Annotated in this window: 18 protein-coding genes; 13 read left to right on the forward strand and 5 right to left on the reverse strand. The window is 73.4% G+C overall.

Features of this window, described 5'->3' with window-relative positions; genetic code table 11:
* Positions 1-1,809, reverse strand: coding sequence for a SpoIIE family protein phosphatase (locus tag GA0070611_RS29090; protein WP_091671504.1), 1,809 nt, complete (start codon positions 1,807-1,809; stop codon positions 1-3).
* Positions 1,810-1,964: 155 nt separating this feature from the next.
* Here GA0070611_RS29090 and GA0070611_RS29095 point away from each other — a divergent pair, with 155 nt between their 5' ends.
* Positions 1,965-2,891, forward strand: coding sequence for a 2-hydroxyacid dehydrogenase (locus GA0070611_RS29095; RefSeq protein WP_091671506.1), 927 nt, complete (start codon positions 1,965-1,967; stop codon positions 2,889-2,891).
* Positions 2,892-2,922: 31 nt separating this feature from the next.
* Here the strand turns inward: GA0070611_RS29095 and GA0070611_RS29100 are convergent, their stop codons facing one another.
* Positions 2,923-3,297 carry a PH domain-containing protein gene (locus GA0070611_RS29100; protein ID WP_167604478.1) on the reverse strand — a complete coding sequence of 125 codons (375 nt, stop codon included), beginning with the start codon at positions 3,295-3,297 and terminating at the stop codon, positions 2,923-2,925.
* A 242-nt stretch (positions 3,298-3,539) separates the two neighbouring features.
* Here GA0070611_RS29100 and GA0070611_RS32330 point away from each other — a divergent pair, with 242 nt between their 5' ends.
* Positions 3,540-5,819, forward strand: a complete 2,280-nt coding sequence (locus GA0070611_RS32330) for a putative bifunctional diguanylate cyclase/phosphodiesterase (protein ID WP_269456334.1) — start codon at positions 3,540-3,542, stop codon at positions 5,817-5,819.
* A gap of 31 nt (positions 5,820-5,850) precedes the next feature.
* Here the strand turns inward: GA0070611_RS32330 and GA0070611_RS29110 are convergent, their stop codons facing one another.
* A complete protein-coding gene (locus GA0070611_RS29110; protein ID WP_091671509.1) occupies positions 5,851-6,870 on the reverse strand; it encodes a LacI family DNA-binding transcriptional regulator in 1,020 nt (339 codons plus the stop codon).
* A 385-nt stretch (positions 6,871-7,255) separates the two neighbouring features.
* Here GA0070611_RS29110 and GA0070611_RS29115 point away from each other — a divergent pair, with 385 nt between their 5' ends.
* From GA0070611_RS29115 to GA0070611_RS29140, 6 genes are all read left to right on the forward strand, one after another.
* Positions 7,256-8,542 carry an ABC transporter substrate-binding protein gene (locus tag GA0070611_RS29115; RefSeq protein WP_091671512.1) on the forward strand — a complete coding sequence of 429 codons (1,287 nt, stop codon included), beginning with the start codon at positions 7,256-7,258 and terminating at the stop codon, positions 8,540-8,542.
* A gap of 85 nt (positions 8,543-8,627) precedes the next feature.
* On the forward strand, positions 8,628-9,638 hold the full coding sequence (locus GA0070611_RS29120) for a carbohydrate ABC transporter permease (protein ID WP_091671515.1): 1,011 nt from the start codon (positions 8,628-8,630) through the stop codon (positions 9,636-9,638).
* A 56-nt stretch (positions 9,639-9,694) separates the two neighbouring features.
* On the forward strand, positions 9,695-10,537 hold the full coding sequence (locus tag GA0070611_RS29125) for a carbohydrate ABC transporter permease (RefSeq protein WP_091673626.1): 843 nt from the start codon (positions 9,695-9,697) through the stop codon (positions 10,535-10,537).
* Entirely contained in the window at positions 10,534-12,975 is a 2,442-nt protein-coding gene (locus GA0070611_RS29130; RefSeq protein WP_091671517.1) for a glycoside hydrolase family 2 protein, read from the forward strand. Before GA0070611_RS29125 ends, GA0070611_RS29130 begins: the two co-directional genes overlap by 4 nt.
* Positions 12,976-13,028: 53 nt before the next feature.
* The gene (locus tag GA0070611_RS29135) at positions 13,029-15,008 is read left to right on the forward strand and encodes a cellulase family glycosylhydrolase (RefSeq protein ID WP_091671519.1); all 1,980 of its coding nucleotides are present in this window, start codon (positions 13,029-13,031) and stop codon (positions 15,006-15,008) included.
* Between the two features lie 122 nt (positions 15,009-15,130).
* Positions 15,131-15,640, forward strand: a complete 510-nt coding sequence (locus GA0070611_RS29140; RefSeq protein WP_157740417.1) for a hypothetical protein — start codon at positions 15,131-15,133, stop codon at positions 15,638-15,640.
* A 39-nt stretch (positions 15,641-15,679) separates the two neighbouring features.
* On the opposite strand, the gene ilvD is transcribed toward GA0070611_RS29140, so the two are convergent.
* A complete protein-coding gene (gene ilvD, locus GA0070611_RS29145; protein WP_091671524.1) occupies positions 15,680-17,527 on the reverse strand; it encodes a dihydroxy-acid dehydratase in 1,848 nt (615 codons plus the stop codon).
* Between the two features lie 129 nt (positions 17,528-17,656).
* Here ilvD and GA0070611_RS29150 point away from each other — a divergent pair, with 129 nt between their 5' ends.
* The 5 genes from GA0070611_RS29150 to serA all read left to right on the forward strand — a co-directional run bounded on the left by GA0070611_RS29150 (position 17,657) and on the right by serA (position 25,810).
* Entirely contained in the window at positions 17,657-20,089 is a 2,433-nt protein-coding gene (locus GA0070611_RS29150) for a putative bifunctional diguanylate cyclase/phosphodiesterase (RefSeq protein WP_407940460.1), read from the forward strand.
* A gap of 177 nt (positions 20,090-20,266) precedes the next feature.
* Positions 20,267-22,195: an acetolactate synthase large subunit gene (locus GA0070611_RS29155; RefSeq protein WP_091671530.1), complete on the forward strand. Its 1,929-nt coding sequence runs from the start codon at positions 20,267-20,269 to the stop codon at positions 22,193-22,195.
* A 2-nt stretch (positions 22,196-22,197) separates the two neighbouring features.
* Positions 22,198-22,713 (forward strand): acetolactate synthase small subunit, encoded by a 516-nt coding sequence (gene ilvN, locus GA0070611_RS29160; RefSeq protein ID WP_073832451.1) that lies wholly within the window; start codon positions 22,198-22,200, stop codon positions 22,711-22,713.
* A 96-nt stretch (positions 22,714-22,809) separates the two neighbouring features.
* Entirely contained in the window at positions 22,810-23,823 is a 1,014-nt protein-coding gene (ilvC, locus tag GA0070611_RS29165; protein WP_091671532.1) for a ketol-acid reductoisomerase, read from the forward strand.
* Positions 23,824-24,211: 388 nt separating this feature from the next.
* Positions 24,212-25,810, forward strand: a complete 1,599-nt coding sequence (gene serA, locus GA0070611_RS29170) for a phosphoglycerate dehydrogenase (RefSeq protein WP_091671535.1) — start codon at positions 24,212-24,214, stop codon at positions 25,808-25,810.
* A gap of 58 nt (positions 25,811-25,868) precedes the next feature.
* On the opposite strand, the gene GA0070611_RS29175 is transcribed toward serA, so the two are convergent.
* A complete protein-coding gene (locus GA0070611_RS29175) occupies positions 25,869-26,225 on the reverse strand; it encodes a hypothetical protein (RefSeq protein ID WP_197675819.1) in 357 nt (118 codons plus the stop codon).
* Positions 26,226-26,228 lie beyond the last annotated feature (3 nt).

Below are 26,228 nucleotides of genomic sequence, written 5' to 3' on the forward strand. Positions count from 1 at the left end.
CTATCCGGCCCGCAGGGCCAGCAGGGCGACGTCGTCCTCCCGGCCCGGGGCGGCGGCGAGCAGCAGGTCGCAGAGGTCGGCCAGCGGACGGTTCCCGGTGCCGGTGAGCCGCTCGACCAGCTCGGCCTGCCCCTCGTCGAGCGACCGGTCCCGGCGTTCGATCAGACCGTCGGTGTGCAGCACCAGGGTGTCGCCCGGCGCGAGGAGTAGCTCCCGGCCGGTCCGGCGGGGTGGCCGGGACAGCCCCAGCAGCGGCTCCCGGCCCGGCTCCAGCAGGGTGACCCGACCCTCGGCGGTGACCAGCAGCGGCGCCGGGTGCCCCGCGTTGCACCAGGAGACCCGCAGCCCGCCCTGCGTGGTCCGGCGGACCCGTGCCAGCACGGCGGTGGCGACGGTCGGGATGGCCAGCCCGTGGATCGCCCGGTCGAGGTGCGTCATCAGCTCCTCGACCGGGTCCGTCCGGCCGTACGCGTCGCCCCGGACCAGGTTGCGCAGCTGGCCCATGGTGGCGGCGGCCTCGATGTCGTGCCCGGCCACGTCGCCGATCGCGGCCACCAGCTCGCCGTCCGGCTGGACGAACGCGTCGTACCAGTCGCCGCCCACCTCGACCCGGTCTGCGGCGGGCAGGTAGCGGGCGGCGAGCTGCACGCCGGGCACCACCGGCAGGGTGGGCAGCATGCTGTGCTGGAGCACCTCGGCGACGTGCCGCTGCTCGCCGTACCGCCAGCTGTTGCCGACGGCCTGGCCGGCCCGCCGGCCGATGTCCAGCGCGGTCCGTAGGTCGTCGTCGTCGAACCCCCGCCGGTCCGGGCCGTTGACCAGGGTGATCGTGCCGACGGTGTGCCCGCCGGTCGCGGTGACCGGCACGGTCAGGTGGGACCCGAAGCCGAGCCGGTCGGCGAGCGCCACCAGCTCCGATTCGGTGGTGCCGTGCCGCACGTCGGTGAGCGGGGCCGGGCTGTGCAGCACCGGCCGGCCGGTGCGCAGCACCGACCGGATGATCGAGCCCGGCCCGAGGCCCCTGGTGACCAGCTCCGCGAGGCGGGTGGCCTCGGCGGCGTACGCCGGGTCGCGGTGCACCGCCGCGACGGTGCTCGGCCGTCGGGTCGGGTCGACCAGGGTGACCACGCACCAGTCGGCCAGCAGCGGCACCATGGCCCGGCCGAGCCGGTCCACCGTCGTGCCGACGTCGAGGGTGCCGCCCAACGTCTCGCTCAGGTCGGCCAGCATGGCCAGCCGGTCGTGCGCCTCCTCGGCGCGGTGCCGGGCCTGCTCGGCGGTGTCCACCGCGATCCGCAGGCGTAGCTCGGAGGAGCAGGCGGCGGCCAGGTCGGCGAGGATCCGCAACTGCTCGGCGGTCCACGCCCGGGGCTTGCTGTCGATGGCGCAGAGTGAGCCCAGCACCCGACCGTCCAGGTCGGTCAGCGGCATCCCGGCGTACGCGATCACGCCGAGGTCCTCGATCGCCCGGTTGTGCCGCACCCGGGGGTAGAGCCGGGCGTCCGGCAGCACCATCGGCACCTCGATGTCGACCACGTGCTGGCAGAACGAGTGACTCAGTGGCGTCTCGCGGCGCCCGGCCCACGGCTCGGGCAGGCCCACCGCGCCGGGGAAGAACTGCCGGTCGGCGGTGACCAGCGACACCAGCGCGACCGGCACGTCGAGCAGGGCGCTGACCAGCCGCGCGAACCGCTCGAAGGCCTCGTCCGGGGCGACGTCGAGCCGGGTCTCCGCGAGGGCCCGCAGCCGCTCGTGGTCGGTCAGCGCCGGTGGCGGCGGGGCCGGCCGGTCGGGCGGGTGCTCGGTCATCGCCACCTGTCTCGGGAGACGGGACGCCGACCGGCGTCCCGCCCTCGGTTATACCCGGTGCGGTGACCGGCGGGAGCGACCCTGCGGTCACGGTCACGGGTCCCGGTACCCCGTCCCGCGTCGTGCGGAACGAGGGTACGGCTATCGTCGCGGTCGTGAAGGTATGGCTCCCGCACCCCACCGGTCCGGCCCTGCTCGGCGACCTGCCGCCCGGCGTGACGGTGGAGGTGCTGGCGGATCCGACCCGGCTCCCGTCGGACCCGGCCGACGTGCGGTTCTGGGTGCCGCCCTTCCTCGCCGGCCCCGACGCCGGCGCGCTGCTGGCCGAACTGCCCGACCTGGCGGTGGTGCAGCTGCTCTCGGCGGGGGCGGACGCGTGGGTGGGGCGGGTCCCCGACGGGGTGACCCTCTGCGACGCCCGGGGCGTGCACGACTCGGCCACCGCCGAGTGGGTGGTGGCGGCGATCCTGTCCGCGCTGCGCGGCTTCGCCCCGCTGGCCCGGGCGCAGGCCCGGCGCGAGTGGGCGTACGACGAGGTGGCCCCGACCGACGAACTGGCCGGCAAGCGGGTGCTGATCGTGGGCGCCGGCTCGATCGGGGCGGCGGTCCGGGCCCGGCTGGCCCCGTTCGAGGTGAGCTTCACCCTGGTCGCCCGGACGCCCCGCCCCGCCGACGGGGTGCACGGGGTGGCCGAGCTGCCCGCGCTGCTGCCCGGGGCGGACGTGGTGGTGCTGCTGGTGCCGCTGACCGAGCAGACCCGGGGGCTGGTGGACGAGACGTTCCTCGCCGCGATGCCGGACGGCGCGCTGCTGGTCAACGCCGCCCGTGGTCCGGTGGCCCGGACGTCGGCGCTGGTCGCCGAGCTGGCCTCGGGGCGGTTGCGGGCGGCGCTGGACGTGACCGATCCGGAGCCGCTGCCCGCCGACCATCCGCTGTGGGAGCTGCCCAACGTGCTGCTCACCCCGCACGTGGCCGGCTCGGTGCGCGGCCTGCTGCCACGGGCGTACCGGCTGGTGGGGGAGCAGGTGCGCCGCTTCGCGGCCGGGGAGCCGCTGACGAACCGGGTGGTCGGCGACTACTGAGCGGACCGCCGGGCGCGAGCCGGTCGCCGGCTCACTCGGCGTCGGTCAGCTCCTGCCCACTGGCCGACACCAGCCGGGGCAGGTCGGCGGCGCGGACCGCGGGGAGCACGACCACCTCCCCGTCGTCGAGCCGGGCGACCGCCCGGCCGCGATTGTCGCCGGCCAGCTCGGTGACCCGCCGCCACGCGATCCGCCGCTGCCCGAGCAGGGCCCGCAGGCGCAGCCCGTCCGGGTCGGCGTCGGTGCCGCCCCACCAGGCCCAGAGCGCGACGGCGAGCGGGACCAGCAGCACCCAGAGCAGCCACCAGCGGGCGCTGGCCAGGGGCAGCGCGCCGATGAACGCGACGATCGCGGCGACCAGGATCGCCTGGTTGTGGCGGAAGTGGACGGTGTCGGCGCGGCTCACCTCCCGATGATCGCACCCCGTACCGGCCCGGATCCGGGCGGGCGGGCGGAGTGTGCCCGGCGGCATGAATGTGACGACAGTCACTGTAGTGGTCCCATAACGTCGCGTGTCCGGGATCGTTGTCAGGCGTGGCCACGCCGGGTCCCCGCCCGACGCGGTCGCTCCGTCGCCCCGATCCGCCCACGACCCGCACGTCGTACCGCAACCGCACCGCCCCGTGCCCCCTCACGAAGGCGACCGCCGTGCCCGTCCTCCACCCCTCCGGCGACCAGCGTCGCCGACCGCCGCTGGCCGTTCCGCTCGTGTCGCTGGCCGGCGCGCTGTTCCTGCTCGCCGGGGCCACCGGCCTGGTCCCGGCCCGCGCCGCGGTGGCCCTCGCCGTCGCCGCCGGCTGCGCGCTGGCCTGCGTCCGGCTCGCCTGGCTCGCCGGCACCCCGGCCCCGGACGGCCGGCGGGCCCGCCGGGCCGTGCTCTCCCGCCGGGTGGCCGCGATCCTCGACGCGGCCGTCCTGGCCGCCGGCCTCACCGTCGCCGTGCTGCCACTGCTCCCGGCGGCCCAGCGGCTCCCCGTCGCGCTCGCCGGCCTGCTCCTCAGCACTGCGCTGTACGCGCTGGCCCTGCTCCGCCTGCCCGGCCGGTCCCGGCTCTCCGGCGCGGCCCGGCTGCGCCGCACCGTGGACGCGCTCGGGCTCGGCGTCAGCCTGCTCTTCGCCGGCGCGGTGCTGCTGCCACCCGGCCCGGTGCCGCCGGCCGCCCGACTGGCCACGGTGGGCGGCGCGGTCGGCCTGGCGCTGCTGCTGGTGGGCGCGCTGGCCGACCGGCGACGCCGCCCCGGCGCGGCGCGCTGCCTGGCCGGCGCGGCGGCCACCCTGGTCGGACTGGTGCTCCTGGTGGTGCTGCTCGCCTACCCCGCGCCGGACCGGGCCACCCTGGCGGTGGCCCCGCCGCTGCTGCTGGGCGCGTTGCTCACCGCCGCCGGCGCGCGCCGGGCCGCCGGTGGCGAGCGCCCCGGCCCGGGGCCGTCCGCATCCACCGGCGCGGCCTGGCCGGGGCTCACCGCCCCGGCCGGGATCGCCGCCTGCGCGGCCGGCCTGCACCTGTGGACGGTGGGCGAGTTCACCGCCCCGGCGATGGCGCTCGGGCTGGCGGTCATTCCACCGATGGTGCTGCGGGAGGTGCTCGCCGCCGCCGACCAGCGGCGTCGGGCGGCCCGGCTGGCCGCGCACGAGGCCCGGCTGCGCGCCCTCACCCGGGCCGCCGCCCCGCCGGGTTCGGCCGCGTCGCCGCCCCCCGCCGACGCGTCGGCCGGCCTGGCCGACCGGCCCGAGCTGTTGCGCCGACTGGTCGGCCGGGCGGGTGGGGCGCTGCTCGTGATCGACCTGCTCGGCCTCGACGACGGCACCGGGGTGGCCGAGCGGGTGCTGGTCGAGGCCGCCCGGCGGCTGCGCGCCGGCCACGGCCCGGACGACCTGGTGGTCCGGCTGACCGGGACCGAGTTCGCCGTCCTCACCGGGGTCGGGCCGGTGCTCGCGTACGCCCTGGGCACCCGGCTGCTGGCCGCGCTGGCCGAGCCGTACCCGGGGCCGGACGGGGCGGCCCGGCTGCGGGTGGCGATCGGGTTGGCCGAGACCGTCGGCGGCGACCCGGAGGATGTGTTGCGCCAGGCCGAGCTGGCCCGGCGGCGGGCGGTGCAGCTCGGCGGGGACCGGGTGGAGTGGTACGACGCGTACCTGGAGGAGCAGCTGGTCCGCCGGCTCGACCTGGAACGGGAGCTGCCCGGCGCGGTGGCCCGGGGCGAGCTGGACCTGGTCTACCAGCCGGTGCTGGCGCTGGCCGACCGGCTGCCGGTGGGCACCGAGGCGCTGCTGCGCTGGCGCAGCCCGGTGCTCGGCACCGTGCTGCCGAAGGAGTTGCTCCCCGTCGCGGCCGACCTGGACCTGCTCGGCGAGGTCGGGCGCTGGGTGCTGGACCGGGCCTGCCGGCAGCTCGCCGCCTGGTCCGAGGGCGGCCGGGAGCTGTGGATGGCGGTCAACGTGACCCCGCGCGAGCTGGCCGCGCCCGACTTCGTGGCCCGTACGGCGACCGCGCTGACCGCGTACGAGGTGCCGCCGGAGCGCCTGGTGGTGGAGGTGTCCGAGCCGGTGGTCGCCGCCGACCTGCCCACGGTGGTGGCCCGGTTCGCCGGGCTGCGCTCCCTGGGCGTGCGCACCGCGCTGGACGACTTCCGCGCCGAGCAGGCGTCGCTGGCGCAGCTCCGGCGGCTGCCGATCGACCTGCTCAAGGTGGGCCCGCACCTGGTCGACCCGGCGCCGGACGGGCAGCGCCCGTTGATCGACGTGGTGGCGAACCTGGGTGACCGGCTCGGCCTGGAGGTGGTGGTGGAGGGGCTGGAGTCGGCCGCCCAGGTGGCCGGGGCCCGCCGGGCCGGCTGCCGTTACGGGCAGGGCTTCGCGCTGGCCCGCCCGGCCACCGCCGAACGGGTCGAGGCCTGGTTCGAGGAGTTCCCGTCCACCCCGCGGTGAACTGGTCGTTCAGTCAATCTGCTGAACCGGTTCAGCGACCCCGGGGCGGTGCGGTGCTGCCGCGCGGGGTGAGATGGGCGGTCTCGTCCTGCAACCCGCTCACCGGCTCCCCGGCGATCACCGCGAGCAACTGTCGCGCGGCGTGCGCGCCGTACGCCGGGATGTCCCGGCCCAGCGCGGTCAGCGGCGGGTGCACCAGCTGGCAGAGCGGCGAGTCGTCCCAGGCCACGATGGACAGGTCGCCGGGGACGGCGAGCCCCATCTCCTGGGCGACCGACAGCCCGGCGATCGCCATCACGTCGTTGTCGTAGATGACCGCGGTGGGCCGGTTGGCCGAGCTGAGCAGCCGGCGGGTGGACCGGGCGCCCTCCTCGCCGGTGTAGTCGGACCAGACGGTGGTGGCCTCCTCCAGCCCGAGCCGGCGGCACACGTCGGTGAACGCGTCGGTGCGGATCTCGGTGTGCAGCAGCGACGGCAGGCCGCCGACCCGGGCGATCCGCCGGTGGCCGAGCGCGACCAGGTACTCCACGGTCTCGACCAGGGCCGCCGCGTCGTCCGACCAGACGCTGGCCAGCGTGCCGGTGTGGCCCGGTCCGCCGATCACCACGGCCGGCAGTTGCAGCTCCTCCAGCGCGGGCACCCGCTGGTCGTCGGTGCGCAGGTCGCAGAGGAAGACGCCGTCCACCCGACGCTCGGCCCACCATCGGCGGTAGACCGCGATCTCGGCGTCCTGGTCGGCCACCACCTGGAGCGTCAGCGCGTACGAGCGGGCGGACAGTTCGGCCTCGACGCCGCTGATCAGCTCCATGAAGAACGGCTCGATGCCCAGTATCCGGGCGGGCCGGCACAGGGCCAGGCCGACCGCCTTGGCGGTGGCGCCGGAGAGCGCCCGGGCGGCGCTGCTCGGGCTGAACCCGATCTCCGCGGCGATGGCCAGGATCCGCTGGCGGGTCGTCTCGGACACACCGGGCTGCCCGTTCAGCGCGTACGACACCGCGCCCTTGGAGACCCCGGCCCGCCGGGCGACATCGGCGATGGTCGGCCGCTTCACCGGCGTGCTCCTCCACTTGTCCGGCCCCTCGGGGCAGTCCTGCGCCGCCGGGGTTGCCGGCGGCTGATCACGCTACTGCAAGGGGTCCCGCGGCCGGTCGGCGCGGCGGGACCCGGGGGACTGAACCGTACAGTCCGCCACTTGTGCGGTTAAGCGTACGGCCAACCCCACCCGTGAGCGCCACCCCTAACGCTCACGATTCTGCTTCGGAGAGCGCTTCACCACGCATGGTCGCGCTCCCACGGCATCGGAACGGTTACGGGACGGCCTCGGCGTTAACCGGCCGTTGACAGTGTCGTGGGTCACCCGTACGGTGTGCTCACTTATCCGGTTCAGTCAACGTCTCTCGATTGCGGGAGCGTTCCCATTTGGCGCGGAGGATGACATGAGACGGTCCTGGACGCACTGGGCCCGGGCGGCGGCGGTGGGTGCCGTCAGCCTGGTCATGGTCGCGGCGTGCAGCGGCAAGAGCACCACCGGCGGCGGCTCGGACGCGGCCGACGGTCAGGTCACCTTGAAGATCAATTTCTGGGGCGACTTCGGCCTGACGGACCTCAAGACCAAGTACGAGGCCGCCCACCCGAACGTCAAGATCCAGCTCAACTCGGGCGAGTACAACGCCCAGCACGAGGACCTGCAGAAGAAGCTCGTCGCCGGCAACGGCGCGCCGGACATCGCGGCGATCGACGAGGGCTTCATGGTCCAGTTCCGCAGCCAGTCCGACAAGTTCGTCAACCTGCTCGACAAGGGCGCCGGCTCGTACGAGAGCAAGTACCTGCCCTGGAAGTGGAAGCAGTCGCTGTCGGCCGACGGCAAGACCCAGATCGGCCTCGGCACCGACGTCGGCGGCCTCGCCATGTGCTACCGGACCGACCTGTTCAAGGCGGCCGGGCTGCCCACCGAGCGGGACCAGGTCTCCGCCCTCTGGCCCACCTGGGACAAGTTCATCGAGGTCGGCCAGCAGTACACCGGCAAGACCAAGAAGAAGTTCATCGACTCCGGCACCAACCTGTTCAACCCGATCCTCGGGCAGCAGCAGGTCGGCTTCTACAACGACCAGGACCAGCTCCAGATGGACGGCGGCCCGAAGGTGGCCTTCGACTACACCATCAAGGGCATCCAGGCCGGCCTCTCGGCCAACCTGGCCAGCTTCCAGGCCGACTGGGACAAGGGCTTCACCAGCGGCTCCTTCGCCGTGCTCGCCTGCCCGGCGTGGATGCTCGGCCACATCAAGGACACCGCGCCGAAGACCGAGGGCAAGTGGGACATCGCCGCGGTGCCCGGTGGCGGCGGCAACTGGGGTGGCTCGTTCCTGACCATCCCGAAGCAGGGCAAGCACGTCGACGAGGCGTACAAGCTGCTGGAGTGGCTGGTCCAGCCGGAGCAGCAGATCGAGATCTTCAAGAAGGTCGGCAACCTGCCCTCGCAGCCGGCGCTCTACGCCGACCCGGCGATCGCCGACTTCAAGAACCCGTTCTTCAACAACGCCCCGGTCGGGCAGATCTTCCCGAAGATGGCCCAGGGTCTGACCCCGCAGTACCTCGGCAAGAAGAACGGCCCGACCCGGGTCGCGGTGGAGAACGTCATCACCCGGGTGCAGAACAAGAGCCTGAAGCCGGACGCCGCCTGGGGTGAGGCGGTCAAGGAGGCCGAGAAGGTCGCCAAGTCCTGACGTACCCCGCACCACCGGTGACGGAGCGGGCCGCCGCCCGCTCCGTCACCGCCTGACCTCACCACCTCGGCCCTGGAGTGATCCGATGTCCACCACCCGTGCCGCACCCGCGCCGTCGAGCCACCGAGCCGCGCCGGAGCGCGGCCGCTCCGGGGGCGACCGGCGACTCAACTGGCGCAACCGGCTGTACCGGTTCGACATGCGCTACATGCCGTACCTGATGATCGCGCCGTTCTTCCTGCTCTTCATCGTCTTCGGCCTCTTCCCGCTGCTGTTCAACGCGGTCGTCTCGCTGCGCAACTACCGGCTCGACGACCCGACCCTGCCGTACTGGGCGGGCGCGGAGAACTTCAGCAAGCTGCTCGGCGACGACGACTTCTGGAACGCGCTGTTCAACACCTTCGGCATCTTCCTGCTCTCCTCGGTGCCCCAGCTGCTGCTCGCGCTGGTGGTCGCCTCGCTGCTCAACCGCAAGCTCCAGGCGCAGACCTGGTGGCGGGTGGGCGTGCTGCTGCCGTACGTGACGCCGATCGTCGCCTCGACGATGGTGTTCAGCGTCTTCTTCTCCCGCGACTTCGGCATGGCCAACTGGGTGCTCGGCCTCTTCGGCATCGGCGGCGCGGACGACCCGATCGACTGGCGCGCCGACAAGCTGCACTCCTGGATCGCCGTCGCCACGATGGTCAACTGGAAGTGGATCGGCTACAACGCCCTGCTCTACCTGGCCGCCATGCAGTCCATCCCGCGCGACGTCTACGAGGCGTCGGCGATCGACGGCGCCGGCCCGTGGAAGCAGCTCTGGCGGATCACCGTGCCGATGATCCAGCCGGTGGTGGTCTTCACGGTCATCCTCTCCACCATCGGTGGCCTCCAGCTCTTCACCGAGCCGATGCTCTTCGACCCGAACGCCCAGGCCGCCACCGGCGGACCGGACGGCGAATGGCAGACCATCGCCATGCTGATCTACAAGGTCGGCTGGAAGGACCTCAACCTCGGCTACGCCGCCGCGATGTCCTGGGCCCTGTTCCTGATCATCCTGATCGTCGCCGGCATCAACTACCTGGTGACCAACCGACTCTCCGGAGGTCGCAAATGACCGCCGTCGCGCCCCCGCGCACCGTCGCCGCGCCGCAGCGGCGCAAGCCCCGGGCGATGGCCCGGGCCCCGCAGGACACCCCGGCCGGGATCTGGACCTACCTGTCCCTCGCGGTGACCCTCCTCTTCGCGGCGTTCCCGCTGTACTGGATGTTCGTCATCGCCACCAGCGACGACCAGGCGCTGGCCAAGCTGCCGCCGGCGATCATCCCCGGCGACCGGTTCATGGCCAACGTCAACGAGGTCTTCTCCCTCCAGGACGTCTACTTCGCGGCCTCCCTGGTCAACAGCGTCATCGTCTCCACCGTGGTGACCGCCTCGGTGCTGTTCTTCTGCTCGCTGGCCGGGTTCGCCTTCGCCAAGCTGCGGTTCAAGGGCAGCAACGCGCTGATGCTCTTCGTGGTGCTCACCCTGACCGTGCCGAACCAGCTCGGCATCGTCGCGCTCTACATCGTGATGGGCAAGCTCGGCTGGAACGGCACTTTGCTGGCGGTCATCGCCCCCGGCCTGGTCACCGCGTTCGGCGTGTTCTACATGCGGCAGTTCATCGTCAACACCGTCCCGGACGAGCTGGTCGAGTCGGCCCGGATGGACGGCGCCAGCACGATGCGGGTGTACGCCAACATCGTGCTGCCGGCGATCCGTCCCGCCCTGGCGGTGCTCGGCCTGCTCACCTTCGTGGCCACCTGGAACGACTTCCAGTGGCCGCTGATCACGCTGAGCGGCACCGACTTCCCCACCTCGATGGTGGCCGTCTCGGACCTGGCCAGCGGCAACTACGTGATCTACCGGCGGGTGCTGGCCGGCGCGTTCATCGCGACCGTCCCGCTGCTGGTGATGCTCTTCATCGGTGGACGTCAGATCGTCCGCGGAATCATGGAAGGCGCGGTGAAGTCGTGAGTCGTCTTGCGCTGCACGAGGGTTGGGTGCTGCGGGCCGTACCCGGCCCCCAGGTGCCGCCGGAGATCGCCGACCGGGCGGTACCGGCCACCGTGCCCGGCGTCGTGCACACCGACCTGCTGGCCGCCGGCCTCATCCCCGACCCGTACCTGGACGACAACGAGAACCGGCTGGGCTGGATCGGGCGCACCGACTGGGTCTACGAGACCACCTTCGCCTGGCAGCCGGGCGACGACGAGCGGGTCGACCTGGTCTGCGCCGGCCTGGACACCGTCGCCACGGTCAGCCTCAACGGCACCGAGGTGGGCCGCACCGAGAACCAGCACCGCGGCTACCGCTTCGACGTCGGCGCGCTGCTGCGGCCGGGCGCGAACACGCTCACCGTCCGCTTCGACTCGCCGTACCGGTACGCCGAGGCGCACCGCGACCGGCTCGGTGACCGGCCCAACGCGTACCCGGAGCCGTTCAACTTCATCCGCAAGACGGCCTGCAACTTCGGCTGGGACTGGGGACCGACGGTGGTCACCGCCGGCATCTGGCAGGAGATCGGGCTGCACGGCTGGTCGGTCGCCCGGCTGGCGTCGGTCCGGCCGCTGGTCACCGTCGAGGGCGACACCGGCCGGGTGGAGCTGCACGTCGAGCTGGAGCGCGCCGCCGACGAGCCGGTCACCGTGCACGCCACGGTCGCCGACGCGACGGCCGAGGTCACCGTTCCGGCGGGGGAGCGCACCGGGGTCGCGACCCTCACCGTCCGCGACCCCGAGCGGTGGTGGCCCGTCGGGTACGGCGCGCAGCCGCGCTACGACCTCGACGTGACCCTGCGCGCCGCCGACGGCCGGGAGCTGGACGCCTGGACCCGGCGGATCGGCTTCCGCTCGGTACGCCTCGACACCACCCCCGACGCGCACGGCACCCCGTTCGTGCTGCACGTCAACGACGTGCCGGTCTTCGTCAAGGGCGTCAACTGGATCCCCGACGACGCCTTCCCGACCCGGGTCACCCGCGAGCGCCTGGCGCACCGCTTCGACCAGGCCCTCGGCGCGAACATCAACCTGCTGCGGATCTGGGGCGGCGGCCGGTACGAGTCGGCCGACTTCTACGAGCTGGCCGACGAGCGCGGCCTGCTGGTGCAGCAGGACTTCCTCTTCGCCTGCGCCGCGTACCCGGAGGAGGAGCCGTTCCGCTCCGAGATCGAGGCGGAGGCGCGCGAGCAGGTCACCCGGCTCGCCGCGCACCCGTCGCTGGTGCTCTGGACCGGCAACAACGAGAACATCTGGGGCTGGCACGACTGGGACTGGCAGGAGCCGCTCGCCGGCCGCAGCTGGGGCCGGGGCTACTACCTGGACCTGCTGCCGGCGATCGTCGGCGAGCTGGACCCGACCCGCCCGTACTGGCCGGGCAGCCCGTGGTCGGGGACCGAGGAGATCCACCCCAACGACCCGGCGCACGGCACCATGCACATCTGGGACGTCTGGAACGACGACGACTACACCAAGTACCGGGAGTACGTGCCCCGCTTCGTGGCCGAGTTCGGCTACCAGGCGCCCCCGGCGTACGCGACGCTGCGCCGGTCCATCTCCGACGAGCGGCTCGCGCCCGACTCGCCGGGCATGGCCCACCACCAGAAGGCCATCGACGGCGACCTGAAGCTCCAGCGCGGCCTCGACGCGCACCTGCCGGTGCCGGCCGACTTCGACGACTGGCACTACCTCACCCAGCTCAACCAGGCCCGGGCCATCCAGCTCGGGGTCGAGCACTTCCGCTCGTACCGGCCGGTCTGCATGGGCACCATCGTCTGGCAGCTCAACGACTGCTGGCCGGTCACCTCGTGGGCGGCGGTCGACGGCGACGGCCGACGCAAGCCGCTCTGGCACGCGCTGCGCCGCGCGTACGCCGACCGTCTGCTCACCGTGCAGCCGCGCGACGGCGGGCTGGCCCTGGTGGCGGTGAACGAGACCGCCGAGGCGTGGCACGCGCCCGCCACGGTCACCCGGATCGACCTGGCCGGGGAGCCGAGGGCGAAGACCTCGGTCGACCTCGACGTCCCGGCGTACTCCTCGGTGGTGCTGGCGCTGCCGGCGGAGCTGGTACGGCCGGACGAGGCCCGGCGTGAGCTGCTGGTCGCCGAGGCCGGCGACAGCGCCGAGCGGGCGCTCTGGTTCTTCGCCGAGGACCGGGAGATCGAGTGGCCGGCGGCCGAGCTGGACGCCACGGTCGAGCCGGTCGACGGCGGCCAGCTGGTCCGGGTGACCGCCCGGACGGTGCTGCGCGACCTGGCCCTCTTCCCCGACCGGCTGGACGGGTCCGCGCAGGTCGACCAGGCCCTGGTCACCCTGCTGCCGGGCGAGTCGACGACGTTCACCGTGCGCGCCGACGCCCCGCTCGACCCGGCGGCGCTCACCGCCCGCCCGGTGCTGCGCTGCGTCAACGACATCTGACGGCGGGGCCCCGCCCCGGCGGGGCCCCGCACCCCTCACCCGAGAGGAAGCCGATGAGGCGAAGGCTGGCCGGCGCCCTGCTGGCCCTGGCCGGGCTGCTCGCGACGGCCGGGGCGGCAACCCCGGCCGTGGCGGGCAGCCGGCACGACGGCGGGTTCGTGGTCCGCAAGGGCGACCGGCTCTTCCTGGACGGCCGGCCGTTCCGGTTCGCCGGCACGAACAACTACTACCTGGAGTACAAGTCCCGGCCGATGGTCGACGACGTCTTCGCCGACGCGAAGGCGGCCGGGTTCACCGTGCTGCGGCACTGGGGCTTCCTGGACATCGGCAACGCCGACGACAGCAACTCGGTCTCCGGCAAGTCCGACGGGGTGTACCTCCAGTACTGGGACGGCACGAAGCCGGCGTACAACGACGGGCCGGACGGGTTGCAGCGCCTCGACTACGTGCTCTACGCCGCCCGGCGCGCCGGGATCAAGGTGGTCGTGCCGCTGACCAACAACTGGCGTGACTTCGGCGGGATGGACCAGTACGTCCGCTGGCGCGGCGGGACGTACCACGACGACTTCTACACCGACCCGGTGATCCGGGGCTGGTACCGGGACTGGGTCTCGCACGTGCTCGACCGGGTCAATCCGCTCACCGGCGTCGCGTACAAGGACGACCCGACGGTCATGGCCTGGGAGCTGGCGAACGAGCCGCGCTGCAAGGGCTCCGGCGTCTACCCGACCTCACCGACCTGCTCGACCAGCACGCTGACCACCTGGGCCGACGAGATGAGCCGGCACGTCAAGGCGGTCGACCGGCGGCACCTGGTCGGCGTCGGCGACGAGGGCTTCTTCTGCGACGACCGGGCGGCGACCGACTGGACCGTCAACTGCGGCGAAGGCGTCGACACGGTCGCGCTGGCGTCGCTGCCGGCGGTGGACCTGATGGGCTACCACCTCTACCCGGACCACTGGGACCGGACCGCCGACTGGGGCGTGACCTGGATCGAGCGGCACAGCCGGGAGGCCGAGGCGATCGGCAAGCCGGTCCTGCTCGGCGAGTTCGGCTGGGCCGACAAGGCCACCCGCAACCCGGTCTACCGGCGGTGGACCGACGCGGTGATCCGCAGCGGCGGCGACGGCTTCCTCTACTGGATCCTCTCCGGGACCCAGGACGACGGCAGCCTCTACCCGGACTACGACGGCTACACCGTCTACTGCCCGAGCCCGGTCTGCACCACCCTCGGCAACGCGGCGGACGCCATCCGCGGCGACCGCCGCCCGCGCCCACCGGTCGCCGACCACGACACCGCGACCACCCAGGCCGGCACGCCGGTCACCCTCACCCCGACGAGCAACGACATCGCGTACGCGGGACAGGTCCGACCGTCCACCGTCGACCTCGACCCGTCGGCGTACGGCCAGCAGCGGGTCGCCACCGTCGCCGGAGGCGCGTTCGCGCTGTCGGCAGGCGGGGCGGTCGTCTTCACCCCGGCCGACGGGTTCCAGGGCAAGGCGACCGGCCACTACACGGTCCGGGACGCCGCCGGCCGGGTGTCGAACGTCGCCGACCTCACGGTCACCGTCAAGCCCGCGCCGAGGGACCCGATCCGGCTCGCCTCCTGGGAGACCGGGGTGGAGGGCTGGGCGCCGGGGAGCTGGCAGACCGACGCCGGCTCGGTCGCGCAGACCGCCTCCTTCGCCACCGAGGGCACGCACGGCCTGGAGGTGGCCGCCACCGGCGGCGGCTGGTTCGGGGTGACCCTGCCGGCCCCGGTCGACCTGTCGGCCAAGGCGACGCTGAAGTACGACCTGCGCACGTCGCCGGCCGCCGGCACGTCGACGGCGATCGCCCTGCAGACCGGTTCCGGGTTCGCCTGGTGCCAGTCGACCTTCGGCTGGGTCGGTCAGGGCACCACCACCACGGTCGAGGTGGATCTGCTCAACCAGATGTCCTGCGACGCGGCGGCCCTCGCCGACGTACGGGGCGTGCTGATCTGGGTCAGCCCCGGCACCCACGACCTGGACAACCTGCGCGCCGAATAGCTCACCCCACGGATCCCGGACAGCCACCCGCTGTCCGGGATCCGCACCTGCGCCGGAGGTGAACTGTCGGCCACCCGACGGGTGCGGCGAATCGGTGGCCGACGTCGGCTGCAATGACAGGCATGGCAGTGACCAATCGCAGGGCGGCGGCCAAGGCGTGCATCCTGGCCGCGATCCCGGTCGGGGCGGTCGGCTTCGTCGTCCCGGACACCTGGGCGAAGGCGTCGATCGTCGCCAGCCTGACGCTGCTCGCCCTCGGTGGCGACCTGTGGTGGGACAGCCGGCCGATCTTCCCCTACCGGTTCCTCCGTGCCCGCGCCCAACCCCACCGGACGGCTGATCCCGTCCGCCACCACGACGGCAGCTTCGGCGGGGTGCCGGCGGCGGCCGAGCGGCGGGAGCCCCGGCGGTACCGGCTGATGGTGTCGGCGACCAGCCGGATCCGGCAGGTCGTGCGGCAGCGGCAGATGATGTCCCTGATGCCGGCCGACGGGGACGGCGACGCCTCGGACCTGCGGCAGGTGCTGGACGAGGCGCAGCGCCGGGGCCGCCGGGAGCAGTTCTGGTGGCTGGTCGCCGGGCTGGCCGCCTCGATCCCGATCGGGGTGGCGGTCAACCTGCTCACCCGCTAGGCCGGTGGGACCGGCCGTCGCCGGTCCCACCGCCGAGGGTTACTCCGGCACCCGCCGGTACGCGCCGTCGCTGGCCGAGGTGGCCATCGAGGCGTACGCGCGCAGCGCCGCCGACACCGGTCGCTGCCGGTTCGCCGGGGTGTACGGGCGGTCCCGCTTCTCCTCCTCGACGCGGCGCGCGGTCAGCTCGTCGGCCGGGACGTTCAGCTCGATGGACCGGCCCGGGATGTCGATGACGATCTCGTCGCCCTCGCGCACCAGCGCGATCAGTCCGCCGGAGGCGGCCTCCGGGGAGACGTGCCCGATGGAGAGCCCGGAGGTGCCACCGGAGAAGCGGCCGTCGGTGAGCAGCGCGCAGGAGCGGCCCAGTCCCCGGCCCTTGAGGAACGAGGTGGGGTAGAGCATCTCCTGCATGCCGGGGCCGCCCTTGGGGCCCTCGTAGCGGATCACCACCACGTCCCCGGCGACGACCTCCTTGGCCAGGATCGCAGCCACCGCGTCGTCCTGCGACTCGTAGACCTTGGCGGGCCCCCGGAAGGTCAGGCACTCCTCGGGCACCCCGGCGGTCTTCACCACGCAGCCGTCCGGGGCGAGGTTGCCGTGCAGGATGGCCAGCCCGCCGTCCGCGCTGTACGCGTGCTCGCGGTCGCGGATGCAGCCGCCGGCCGCGTCGGTGTCCAGCGACGACCAGCGGTTGGTGGTGGAGAACGGCTCGGTGGTGCGCACCCCGCCCGGGGCGGCGTGGAACAGCTCGACCGCCTCGGGTGTCGGGCTGCCGCCGCGCACGTCCCAGTCGGCCAGCCAGCGCGTCAGGTCGGGGGAGTGGACCGCGTGCACGTCCCGGTGCAGCAGGCCGGCGCGGTCCAGCTCGCCGAGGATGGCCGGGATGCCGCCGGCCCGGTGCACGTCCTCCATGTGGTACTGCGGCGAGTTCGGGGCGACCTTGGCCAGGCAGGGCACCCGGCGGGAGATGGCGTCGATGTCGGCGACGTCGAAGTCGAGTTCCGCCTCGCGGGCGGCGGCGAGCAGGTGCAGGATCGTGTTGGTCGAACCGCCCATCGCCACGTCCAGGGCGACGGCGTTCTCGAACGCGGCCCGGCCGGCGACCGCGCGGGGCAGCACCGAGGCGTCGTCGTGGTCGTACCACCGCTTGGCGATCTCGACGGCGGTGCGGCCGGCCTCGACGAAGAGCGCGCGGCGCGCGGCGTGGGTGGCCAGCGTCGACCCGTTGCCGGGCAGCGCCAGGCCGATCGCCTCGGTCAGGCAGTTCATCGAGTTGGCGGTGAACATGCCGGAGCAGGAGCCGCAGGTCGGGCAGGCGGAGCGCTCGATCTCGCCGAGCTGCTCGTCGGTGACGGCCTCGTTGGACGAGGCGATCATGGCGTCGATCAGGTCGATCTTGGAGTGCACGATCCCCTCGATCGCGACCGTCTTACCGGCCTCCATCGGGCCGCCGGAGACGAAGACGGTCGGGATGTTGAGCCGCAGCGCGGCCAGCAGCATGCCGGGGGTGATCTTGTCGCAGTTGGAGATGCAGACCAGGGCGTCCGCGCAGTGCGCGTTGACCATGTATTCCACCGCGTCGGCGATCAGCTCCCGGCTGGGCAGCGAGTAGAGCATCCCGCCGTGGCCCATGGCGATGCCGTCGTCCACCGCGATGGTGTTGAACTCGCGCCCCACCCCGCCGGCCTCGGCCACCGCGTCGGCGACCAGGCCGCCGAGATCCTTGAGGTGTACGTGGCCGGGCACGAACTGGGTGAAACTGTTCGCGATGGCGACGATCGGCTTGCCGAAGTCGTCGTCGGTCATCCCGGTGGCCCGCCAGAGGGCCCGGGCGCCGGCCATCGTCCGACCGTGGGTGGAGGTCCTCGACCGCAGCTCAGGCATGAGAACCAGTGTGGCACTGCCGGCTCGCCCACCGCCCGCCACGCGGTCCGTGTCCCAACAGATGCACACCCGGTGCCCTACGGCCGGCAGGCATCCGGCACAGTTGATGCCGTGCACTTCCCCCCGGGCATGGTCGCCGTCGCGGCACTGAGCGGGCTCGTCGCCGCCACGGCCACCGCGCTGCTGGTCGCCTCGGCCCGCCGCCCCGGGCCGCACCGCCAGGCGTACGCGCTGCTCGCCGCCGCCGGTGGCGCGGCGCTGCTGAGCCTGCTGCTCGGCCTGGCGGGCGGGCTGGCCGCCGGTGACCACTGGACGCACCAGCAGGGGCAACGCACCTGGTGGGCGACCCTGGTGGCGGTCGGCACCACGCTCAGCGGCGGGGCGGTGAGCGTCGCCCTGCTGCGGCTGCTCGGCGCGGCGACCACCCGGGCGGCGGCGGCCCGGCTGCTGCTCGACGCCCTGGTCATCGCCAGCGCGCTGTGGTTCGTGGGCTGGGTCGTCTGCTCCGAGCCGACCCGCCTGCTCGGCGCCGCGACGCCGGTCGCCTGCGTACCCATCGTGCTGGCCACCGCCACCGCGGCCCTCGCCGCCGGGCTCACCGTGATGATGGTGCTCCGGGCCGCGTCCGCGCGGGCCCGGATCGTCCTGCTCGGCACCGGGCTGACCGGGGTGACCGGTGGTGGCCTGGGGCTCGCCGCCGGGCTCTGCCAGGCCGGTCCCGGCATGGCGGTCGCCGGCACGGTGGTGCTCGCCGCGGGCCTGCTGGCCGTCGCCCTGGCCGTGCACCGGGTGGACCGGCCCGGCCGGGTCGACGTCGACCTGATCAGCCGCGACGGCGAGTACGCCTTCGCGCCGATGTTCGCGATGGCCGCCTCGGCGATGTACCACCTCGCCCAGGGGGGCCGGTTCGACGCGTACGGCATCGTGGCCGGCAGCGTCGAGGGCTTCGCCCTGGTCGCCCGGCAGTACCTGGCCCTCAACGACGTCCGCGGGTACGCGAGCCGGCTGGCCGAGCGGGAGGCGCACTTCCGCGAGCTGGCGCACACCGACCCGCTCACCGGGCTGGCCAACCGGCGGGGGCTGCTGCGCGCCCTGCACCGCTGCGCGGAACAGGGCGTGCCCTGCGTGCTGCTCGGCCTCGACCTGGACGGCTTCAAGAACGTCAACGACATGCGCGGGCACGACGTCGGGGACGCGGTGCTGGCCGAGGTGGGCCGGCGGCTGCGCGGCAACCTGCGCCCCGGCGACCTGGCCGCCCGCCTCGGCGGCGACGAGTTCGCGGTGCTGATGCACGGGGCCGCCGACCCGGAGCCGGTCGCCGAGCGGCTGCTCGGGGTGCTGGGCCGCCCCTACGAGGAGCCGGACGGGCCGGTCTTCCTCTCGGTCAGCATCGGGGTGGCCGCCGGCGGCGGGCAGACCGACGTCGAGCTGCTGCTGCGCAACGCCGACCTGGCGCTGCGCTACGCCAAGCAGCGGGGCAAGAACCGGATCGAGCGCTACGACGCCACCTACGACCAGCTGCTGAGCCGGCGCACCCTGCTGGAGCACGAGCTGCGCGGGGCGATCGAGCGCGACGAGCTGCGGCTGGTGTTCCAGCCGGTGGCGTCGCTGCCGTCGGTGCGTCCGGTGGGGGCCGAGGCGCTGCTCCGCTGGCACCACCCCGAGCTGGGCAACGTCCGCCCGGACGAGTTCATCCCGCTGGCCGAGGAGTGCGGGATGATCGCCAAGCTGGGTGCCTGGGTGCTGCACCAGGCCTGCTATCAGCTCTCCCGCTGGCTCGCCGACGGGCACGACGTCTGGGTGTCGGTGAACGTCTCGCCCCGGGAGCTGCACGCCCCGGAGTACGTGGTGCAGGTCGCCGAGGCGTTGCGCGCCCACCACGTACCGCCGCAGCGGCTGGTGCTGGAGGTCACCGAGCAGGCCGTCGCCACCGACCTGGACGAGTTGATCCGCCGGCTCACCGCGTTGCGGCTGACCGGGGTGCGGATCGCGCTGGACGACTTCGGCGCGGGCTACTCCTCGCTGGGTCAGCTGCGCCGGCTGCCGGTCGACATCCTGAAGATCGACCACGGCCTGGTCGCCGAGCACGAGCCGGTCCGGCCGGTCGGTCGGGACGGCCCGGCGTTCGCCCCGATGGTCGACATCGTGCTGCGCCTCGGGCACCACTTCGGGCTGGAGGTGATCGCCGAGGGCGTCACCAGCCCCACCGAACTGGCGGCGGTGGTCGCCGCCGGCTGCCGGTTCGGCCAGGGCGCGCTCTTCGGCTGGGGGGTGCCCGCCGAGCACCTGGAGGCGATGCTGGAGGCGGCCACCTCGCCGGGGGCGCGGCCGGCCACGCCGGCGCCCGCCCCGCCGCCGCGTCCGGTGCGGACCGGGCCGTCGCCGTTGCTGCCGCGGCTGCGGTCGAATCCGCCCCGCCAGGTGCCCGCCCAGCGTCCCCCGGAAGAGGGATCCGCGCAGGTGAAGCCGGCCGTGGAGGGGGCTTCCGGGGCCGACACGCCCACGTCCGTGAACCAGAATGTGGGATCAGTTGACTCATCGCGTGAGATGCGTCAGGCTTAGCCACATGTCGTCGAACCGGTCGCTGCGAGTACTTACCTGAGCGCACTCTCCCCGTCGAGAGTGCGCTGGCCCCGTGCATCCTGCACGTGGGCTTTTTTGTTGCCGTCGGACCATCGCCGGGACGCGCCCCGCGTCCCAAGACCGAGAATTCCACTCCAGCCGAAGGCCTGAACCGCCATGACGAGACCCACGCCCGAGACCCTCGCCCACTCCGCCCGGCGATCCCGTCCGGCCACCGAGCCGGCGGGCGACACCGACCACGCCCCCACCCCCCGCACCGGCTCCGCCCCGGCCGCCCCGGCGGTACGGGAACGGGTGGCACAGGCCGGCGCGGACGGACGGACCGCAACCGACCGCGTGCCTGCGCCGATCTCCGGTGCCGGCTCGCTGGTGCGGTCGCTCGAGGCGCTCGGCGTCGACGTCGTCTTCGGCATCCCGGGCGGCGCGATCCTGCCGGCGTACGACCCGCTCTACGACTCCACCGTCCGGCACATCCTGGTCCGTCACGAGCAGGGCGCGGGGCACGCGGCCACCGGTTACGCGCAGGCCACCGGCAAGGTGGGCGTCTGCATGGCGACCTCCGGCCCGGGCGCGACCAACCTGGTCACCCCGATCGCCGACGCCTACATGGACTCGGTGCCGCTGGTGGCGATCACCGGCCAGGTCGCCCGCCCGTCGATCGGCACGGACGCCTTCCAGGAGGCGGACATCCAGGGCATCACCCTGCCGATCACCAAGCACAACTTCCTGGTGCAGACCGCCGAGGAGATCCCGCAGGTCCTCGCCGAGGCGTTCCACCTGGCCTCGACCGGCCGTCCCGGCCCGGTGCTGGTGGACATCCCGAAGGACGTCCTGCAGGCGCCGACCAGCTTCGCCTGGCCGCCCACCCTCGACCTGCCCGGCTACCGGCCGACCCTGCACCCGCACGGCAAGCAGATCCGTGAGGCGGCCCGGCTGCTGACCACCGCCCGCCGCCCGGTGCTCTACGTCGGTGGCGGCGTGCTCAAGGCCGGCGCCACCGAGGGGCTGCGCAAGCTGGCCGAGCTGACCGGGATCCCGGTGGTCACCACCCTGATGGCGCTCGGCGCGTTCCCCGACTCGCACCGGCAGCACCTGGGCATGCCCGGCATGCACGGCACCGTCGCGGCGGTCTACGGCCTGCAGAAGTCCGACCTGATCGTGGCGCTCGGGGCCCGCTTCGACGACCGGGTCACCGGCCGGCTGGACTCGTTCGCGCCGGACGCCACCGTCGTGCACGCCGACATCGACCCGGCCGAGATCGGCAAGAACCGCCACGCCGACGTGCCGATCGTCGGCGACGCCAAGCACGTGATCGACGAGCTGATCGCCGCCGTCACCACCGAGCGGGCGGCCCGGCCGGCCACCGACCTCGGCGACTGGTGGACCCAGCTCGACGACCTGCGCAACCGCTACCCGCTGGGCTACGAGGAGCCGGCCGACGGCACCCTCTCCCCGCAGTACGTGATCAAGCGGCTGGGCGAGATCGCCGGCCCGGACTCGGTCTACGTGGCGGGCGTCGGCCAGCACCAGATGTGGGCCAGCCAGTTCATCTCGTACGAGAAGCCGTACACCTGGCTCAACTCCGGTGGCCTCGGCACCATGGGGTACGCCGTCCCGGCGGCGATGGGCGCGAAGGTCGGCAAGCCGGACACCACGGTCTGGGCGGTGGACGGCGACGGCTGCTTCCAGATGACCAACCAGGAGCTGGCCACCTGCGCGCTGGAGGGCATCCCGATCAAGGTCGCCGTGATCAACAACGGCAACCTGGGCATGGTCCGGCAGTGGCAGACCCTGTTCTACGGGGAGCGCTACTCCAACACCGAGCTGGGCACCCACAAGCACCGCATCCCGGACTTCGTCAAGCTCGCCGAGGCGCTCGGCTGCGTGGGGCTGCGCTGCGAGAACGCCGCCGACGTGGACAAGGTCATCGAGGCGGCGATGGCGATCGACGACGCCCCCGTGGTGATCGACTTCGTGGTCGGCAAGGACGCCATGGTCTGGCCGATGGTCGCCGCCGGCACCAGCAACGACGAGATCATGTTCGCCCGGGGCGTCCGCCCCGACTTCGACGAGGACGAGATCTAAATATGACGATGCACACGCTGAGCGTGCTGGTGGAGAACAAGCCGGGTGTGCTGGCCCGGGTCTCCGGGCTCTTCTCCCGGCGCGGCTTCAACATCGACAGCCTCGCCGTGGGCGAGACCGAGAACCCGGACGTCTCCCGGATCACCATCGTGGTCAACGCCGAGTCGTCCCCGTTGGAGCAGGTCACCAAGCAGCTCAACAAGCTGGTCAACGTGCTGAAGATCGTGGAGCTGGACCCGCAGGTCTCGGTGGCCCGGGAGCTGCTGCTGGTCAAGGTCCGGGCCGACCGCAACGCCCGGGGGCAGGTGCTGGAGACGGTGAACCTGTTCCGCGCCCGGGTGGTCGACGTCGCCCCGGACACGCTGACCATCGAGGCCACCGGCACGCCGGACAAGCTCGACGCGCTGCTGCGCGACCTGGAGCCGTTCGGCATCAAGGAGATGGTCCAGTCCGGCACGGTGGCGATCGGGCGCGGCTCGCGCTCCATCACCGCCGGTCCGGCGCTGCGCGCCGCCTGAACCCCAGCCGGGCGACGCGCCGCCGCGCCGTCCGGACCCGTACCGCAGGAGATTCACGACGGGCCGCCGGGCACCGCCGTACCGAAAGGGAAGTCAATGAGCGTTGAGGTGTACTACGACGACGACGCCGACCTGGGCCTGATCCAGGGCCGCAAGGTCGCCGTGATCGGGTACGGCAGCCAGGGGCACGCCCACGCGCTGTCGCTGCGCGACTCGGGTGTCGACGTGGTGATCGGCCTGCCGGCGGGCTCGAAGAGCCGGCCGAAGGCCGAGGAGCAGGGCCTGCGGGTGCTCACGCCGGCCGAGGCGGCGGCCGAGGCCGACGTGATCATGATCCTGGCGCCGGACACCGCCCAGCGGGGCCTCTACGCCGACGCGATCGCGCCGAACCTGGCGGCCGGCAAGGCGCTCTTCTTCGGCCACGGCTTCAACATCCGGTACGACCTGATCAAGCCCCCGGCCGACGTGGACGTGGCGATGGTGGCCCCGAAGGGCCCCGGTCACCTGGTCCGCCGCCAGTACGTCGACGGCAAGGGCGTGCCCTGCCTGGTCGCCGTCGAGCAGGACGCCACCGGCAACGCCTTCGCGCTGGCGCTGGCGTACGCCAAGGCGATCGGCGGTACCCGGGCCGGCGCGATCAAGACCACCTTCACCGAGGAGACCGAGACCGACCTCTTCGGCGAGCAGGCGGTGCTCTGCGGTGGCGCCGCGGCGCTGGTGCAGACCGGGTTCGAGGTGCTCACCGAGGCCGGCTACGCCCCCGAGGTGGCCTACTTCGAGTGCCTGCACGAGCTGAAGCTGATCGTCGACCTGATGTACGAGGGCGGCATCGCCCGGATGCGCTACAGCATCTCCGACACCGCCGAGTACGGCGACCTCTCCCGCGGCCCCCGGGTCATCGACTCCCGGGTCAAGGAGGAGATGCGCAAGATCCTCGGCGAGATCCAGTCCGGCGAGTTCGCCCGTGAGTGGGTGGCCGAGGACGAGGCCGGCCGGCCGAACTTCGCCAAGTGGCGGGCCGAGGGCGCGGCGCACCCGATCGAGGAGACCGGGCAGAAGCTGCGCGCCATGATGAGCTGGGTGGACCGGCCGATCACCGAGACCGCCTGACCAGCCTTCCCGCACGGGGGCCCCGCGGCCCGCGACCCGACGCTCTCCCCGGCTCGGGTCGTGGGCCGCGCAGCTGTCCGCCGCCGGCTCCGCCGTCCACGTCGTGGGACCGGGTGACCGACGCCTCGGCCGGTCCGGGGCCGAACACCCGCGCCCGGGCCGGCGTGGACCCGGCCGGCCGCGCCCGTGAACGTCGGATGTCACGCCGGTGACCACGGCGTGTGAGGGCCCTCACCCCAGGGTCCGGGACACACCGGCCGAACCGGCCCCTACGATCCCCTATAGGTGCTCCGATCGGCACCTGACGGCCATGGCACGGATCAGCGCAGGGCGCAGCGCGGCGTCCCGGCGCCCCACGCCGACCGCACACGAGCGTCTACGAGGACCGATGAATCCTGTCGTACTGATCGCCGAAGAACTCGCTCCCGCCGCCATCGAGGTGCTCGCGCACGACTTCGACGTGCGTCACGTCGACGGCACCGACCGTCCGGCCCTGCTGTCCGCGCTCTCCGAGGCCGACGCGGTGATCGTGCGCAGCGCCACCCAGATCGACGCCGAGGCGATCGCCGCCGCGCCGCGCCTGAAGGTGGTCGCCCGGGCCGGCGTCGGTCTCGACAACGTCGAGGTGCCGGCCGCCACCGCGCGGGGCGTCATGGTCGTCAACGCCCCCACCTCCAACATCGTCTCCGCCGCCGAGCAGGCCGTCGCGCTGCTGCTGGCCGTCGCCCGCAACACCGCGAGCGCCAGCGCCGCGCTGAAGGCGGGGGAGTGGAAGCGGTCGAAGTACACCGGCGTGGAGCTGCAGGGCAAGACCGTGGGCGTGGTCGGCCTCGGCCGCATCGGCGTGCTCTTCGCGTCTCGCATCGCCGCCTTCGGCACCCGGCTGATCGCGTACGACCCGTACATCCAGCCGGCCCGCGCCGCCCAGCTCGGCGTGCGCCTGGTCGGGCTGGAGGAGCTGCTGCGCGAGGCCGACTTCATCTCGATCCACCTGCCCAAGACGCCGGAGACCGTGGGCCTGATCGGCGAGAAGGAGCTGGCGATCGTCAAGCCGGGCGTCCGGATCGTCAACGCCGCCCGGGGCGGCCTGGTCGACGAGCAGGCGCTGGCCGACGCGATCGCCGAGGGCCGGGTCGCCGGCGCCGGCGTCGACGTGTACGCCAAGGAGCCGTGCACCTCGTCTCCGCTGTTCGCCTTCGACAACGTGGTGGCCACCCCGCACCTGGGCGCCTCCACCCACGAGGCGCAGGACAAGGCCGGCCTGGCCGTGGCCAAGAGCGTCAAGCTGGCGCTGCAGGGCGAGTTCGTGCCGGACGCGGTGAACGTGCAGGCCGGCGGCGTGGTCGCCGAGGACGTCCGGCCGCTGCTGCCGCTGGCCGAGAAGCTGGGCCGGGCCTTCACCGCGGTGGCCGGTGGGGTCGCCGCGAGCGTCACCGTCGAGGTGCGCGGCGAGATCGTCAACCACGACGTCTCGGTGCTCAAGCTCGCCGCCACCAAGGGGCTGTTCAGCTCGGTGGTCGAGGAGCAGGTCACCTACGTCAACGCGCCGCACCTGGCCGCCGAGCGGGGCGTCGAGGTGGCGCTGGCCTCCCCGGCCGAGACGATCGACCACCCGAACCTGGTCACCGTGCGGGGCGCCCTGCCGGACGGCCGCACGGTCAGCGTCTCCGGCACGGTCACCCACACCGGTGCCCGGGACGTCATCAAGCTGACCGAGGTGGACGGCTTCGACGTGGAGATCGGCGCGGAGGGGATCCTGGTCTTCCTGCGCTACGTCGACCGGCCGGGCGTGGTCGGCACCGTCGGCACGCTGCTCGGCGAGGCGGGCGTGAACATCGCCGCCATGCAGGTCGCCCGTCGGGAGGCCGGTGGCGAGACGCTGATGACGCTCACCGTCGACCAGGCGCTCGGCGCGGACCTGCTCAGCTCGGCGGCCGACTCGATCGGCGCGGTCTCGGCCAGCGCCGCCGACCTGCGCGACGAGTAGTCCGGACAGGACTGATCGGGGGCCCGGCCGGTACGGCCGGGCCCCTCGTCGTACGTGTTCAGGAGTTGACCCGCGCGGGCGGCGGGTAGACCGAGCCGTCCTGCGCGTCGAAGAGCATCAGGTCGTGCTCGCCGGCCAGCCGCTCGATGTCGAGCAGGACCTGGTCCTCGCAGGTGGCGAAGAGATTCAGCTCCACGTGGTCACTGGCCGCGTGCAGCGGGGCCACCTCCCACGGGGTGCCCGGCCCGGCCGGGCGATCCGGGTACGCGGCGGTGATCGCCCGGTAGAAGCCGACCACCCGCGGGTCGGGGTACTGGTCGCCGTGCCGCCCCTCGCGGCACCGCCGTACCGCTGCCCGTACGTCGTCGGGCGTGGCCCCGGACGGCAGGGCCCACACGCTCAGATCGAAACTCACGGC

This window comes from Micromonospora auratinigra (genome assembly GCF_900089595.1).
Classification (GTDB): domain Bacteria; phylum Actinomycetota; class Actinomycetes; order Mycobacteriales; family Micromonosporaceae; genus Micromonospora; species Micromonospora auratinigra.

Excerpts from the sequence above, each read along its gene's own strand:
- GA0070611_RS29120 (WP_091671515.1), top strand. The coding sequence starts at position 8,628 with ATGTCCACCACCCGTGCCGCACCCGCGCCGTCGAGCCACCGAGCCGCG.
- GA0070611_RS29140 (WP_157740417.1), top strand. The coding sequence starts at position 15,131 with ATGGCAGTGACCAATCGCAGGGCGGCGGCCAAGGCGTGCATCCTGGCC.
- GA0070611_RS29135 (WP_091671519.1), top strand. The coding sequence starts at position 13,029 with ATGAGGCGAAGGCTGGCCGGCGCCCTGCTGGCCCTGGCCGGGCTGCTC.
- ilvN (WP_073832451.1), top strand. The coding sequence starts at position 22,198 with ATGACGATGCACACGCTGAGCGTGCTGGTGGAGAACAAGCCGGGTGTG.
- GA0070611_RS29155 (WP_091671530.1), top strand. The coding sequence starts at position 20,267 with ATGACGAGACCCACGCCCGAGACCCTCGCCCACTCCGCCCGGCGATCC.
- GA0070611_RS29090 (WP_091671504.1), bottom strand. The coding sequence starts at position 1,809 with ATGACCGAGCACCCGCCCGACCGGCCGGCCCCGCCGCCACCGGCGCTG.
- GA0070611_RS29115 (WP_091671512.1), top strand. The coding sequence starts at position 7,256 with ATGAGACGGTCCTGGACGCACTGGGCCCGGGCGGCGGCGGTGGGTGCC.
- GA0070611_RS29125 (WP_091673626.1), top strand. The coding sequence starts at position 9,695 with ATGGCCCGGGCCCCGCAGGACACCCCGGCCGGGATCTGGACCTACCTG.
- serA (WP_091671535.1), top strand. The coding sequence starts at position 24,212 with ATGAATCCTGTCGTACTGATCGCCGAAGAACTCGCTCCCGCCGCCATC.
- GA0070611_RS29150 (WP_407940460.1), top strand. The coding sequence starts at position 17,657 with ATGGTCGCCGTCGCGGCACTGAGCGGGCTCGTCGCCGCCACGGCCACC.
- ilvD (WP_091671524.1), bottom strand. The coding sequence starts at position 17,527 with ATGCCTGAGCTGCGGTCGAGGACCTCCACCCACGGTCGGACGATGGCC.
- ilvC (WP_091671532.1), top strand. The coding sequence starts at position 22,810 with ATGAGCGTTGAGGTGTACTACGACGACGACGCCGACCTGGGCCTGATC.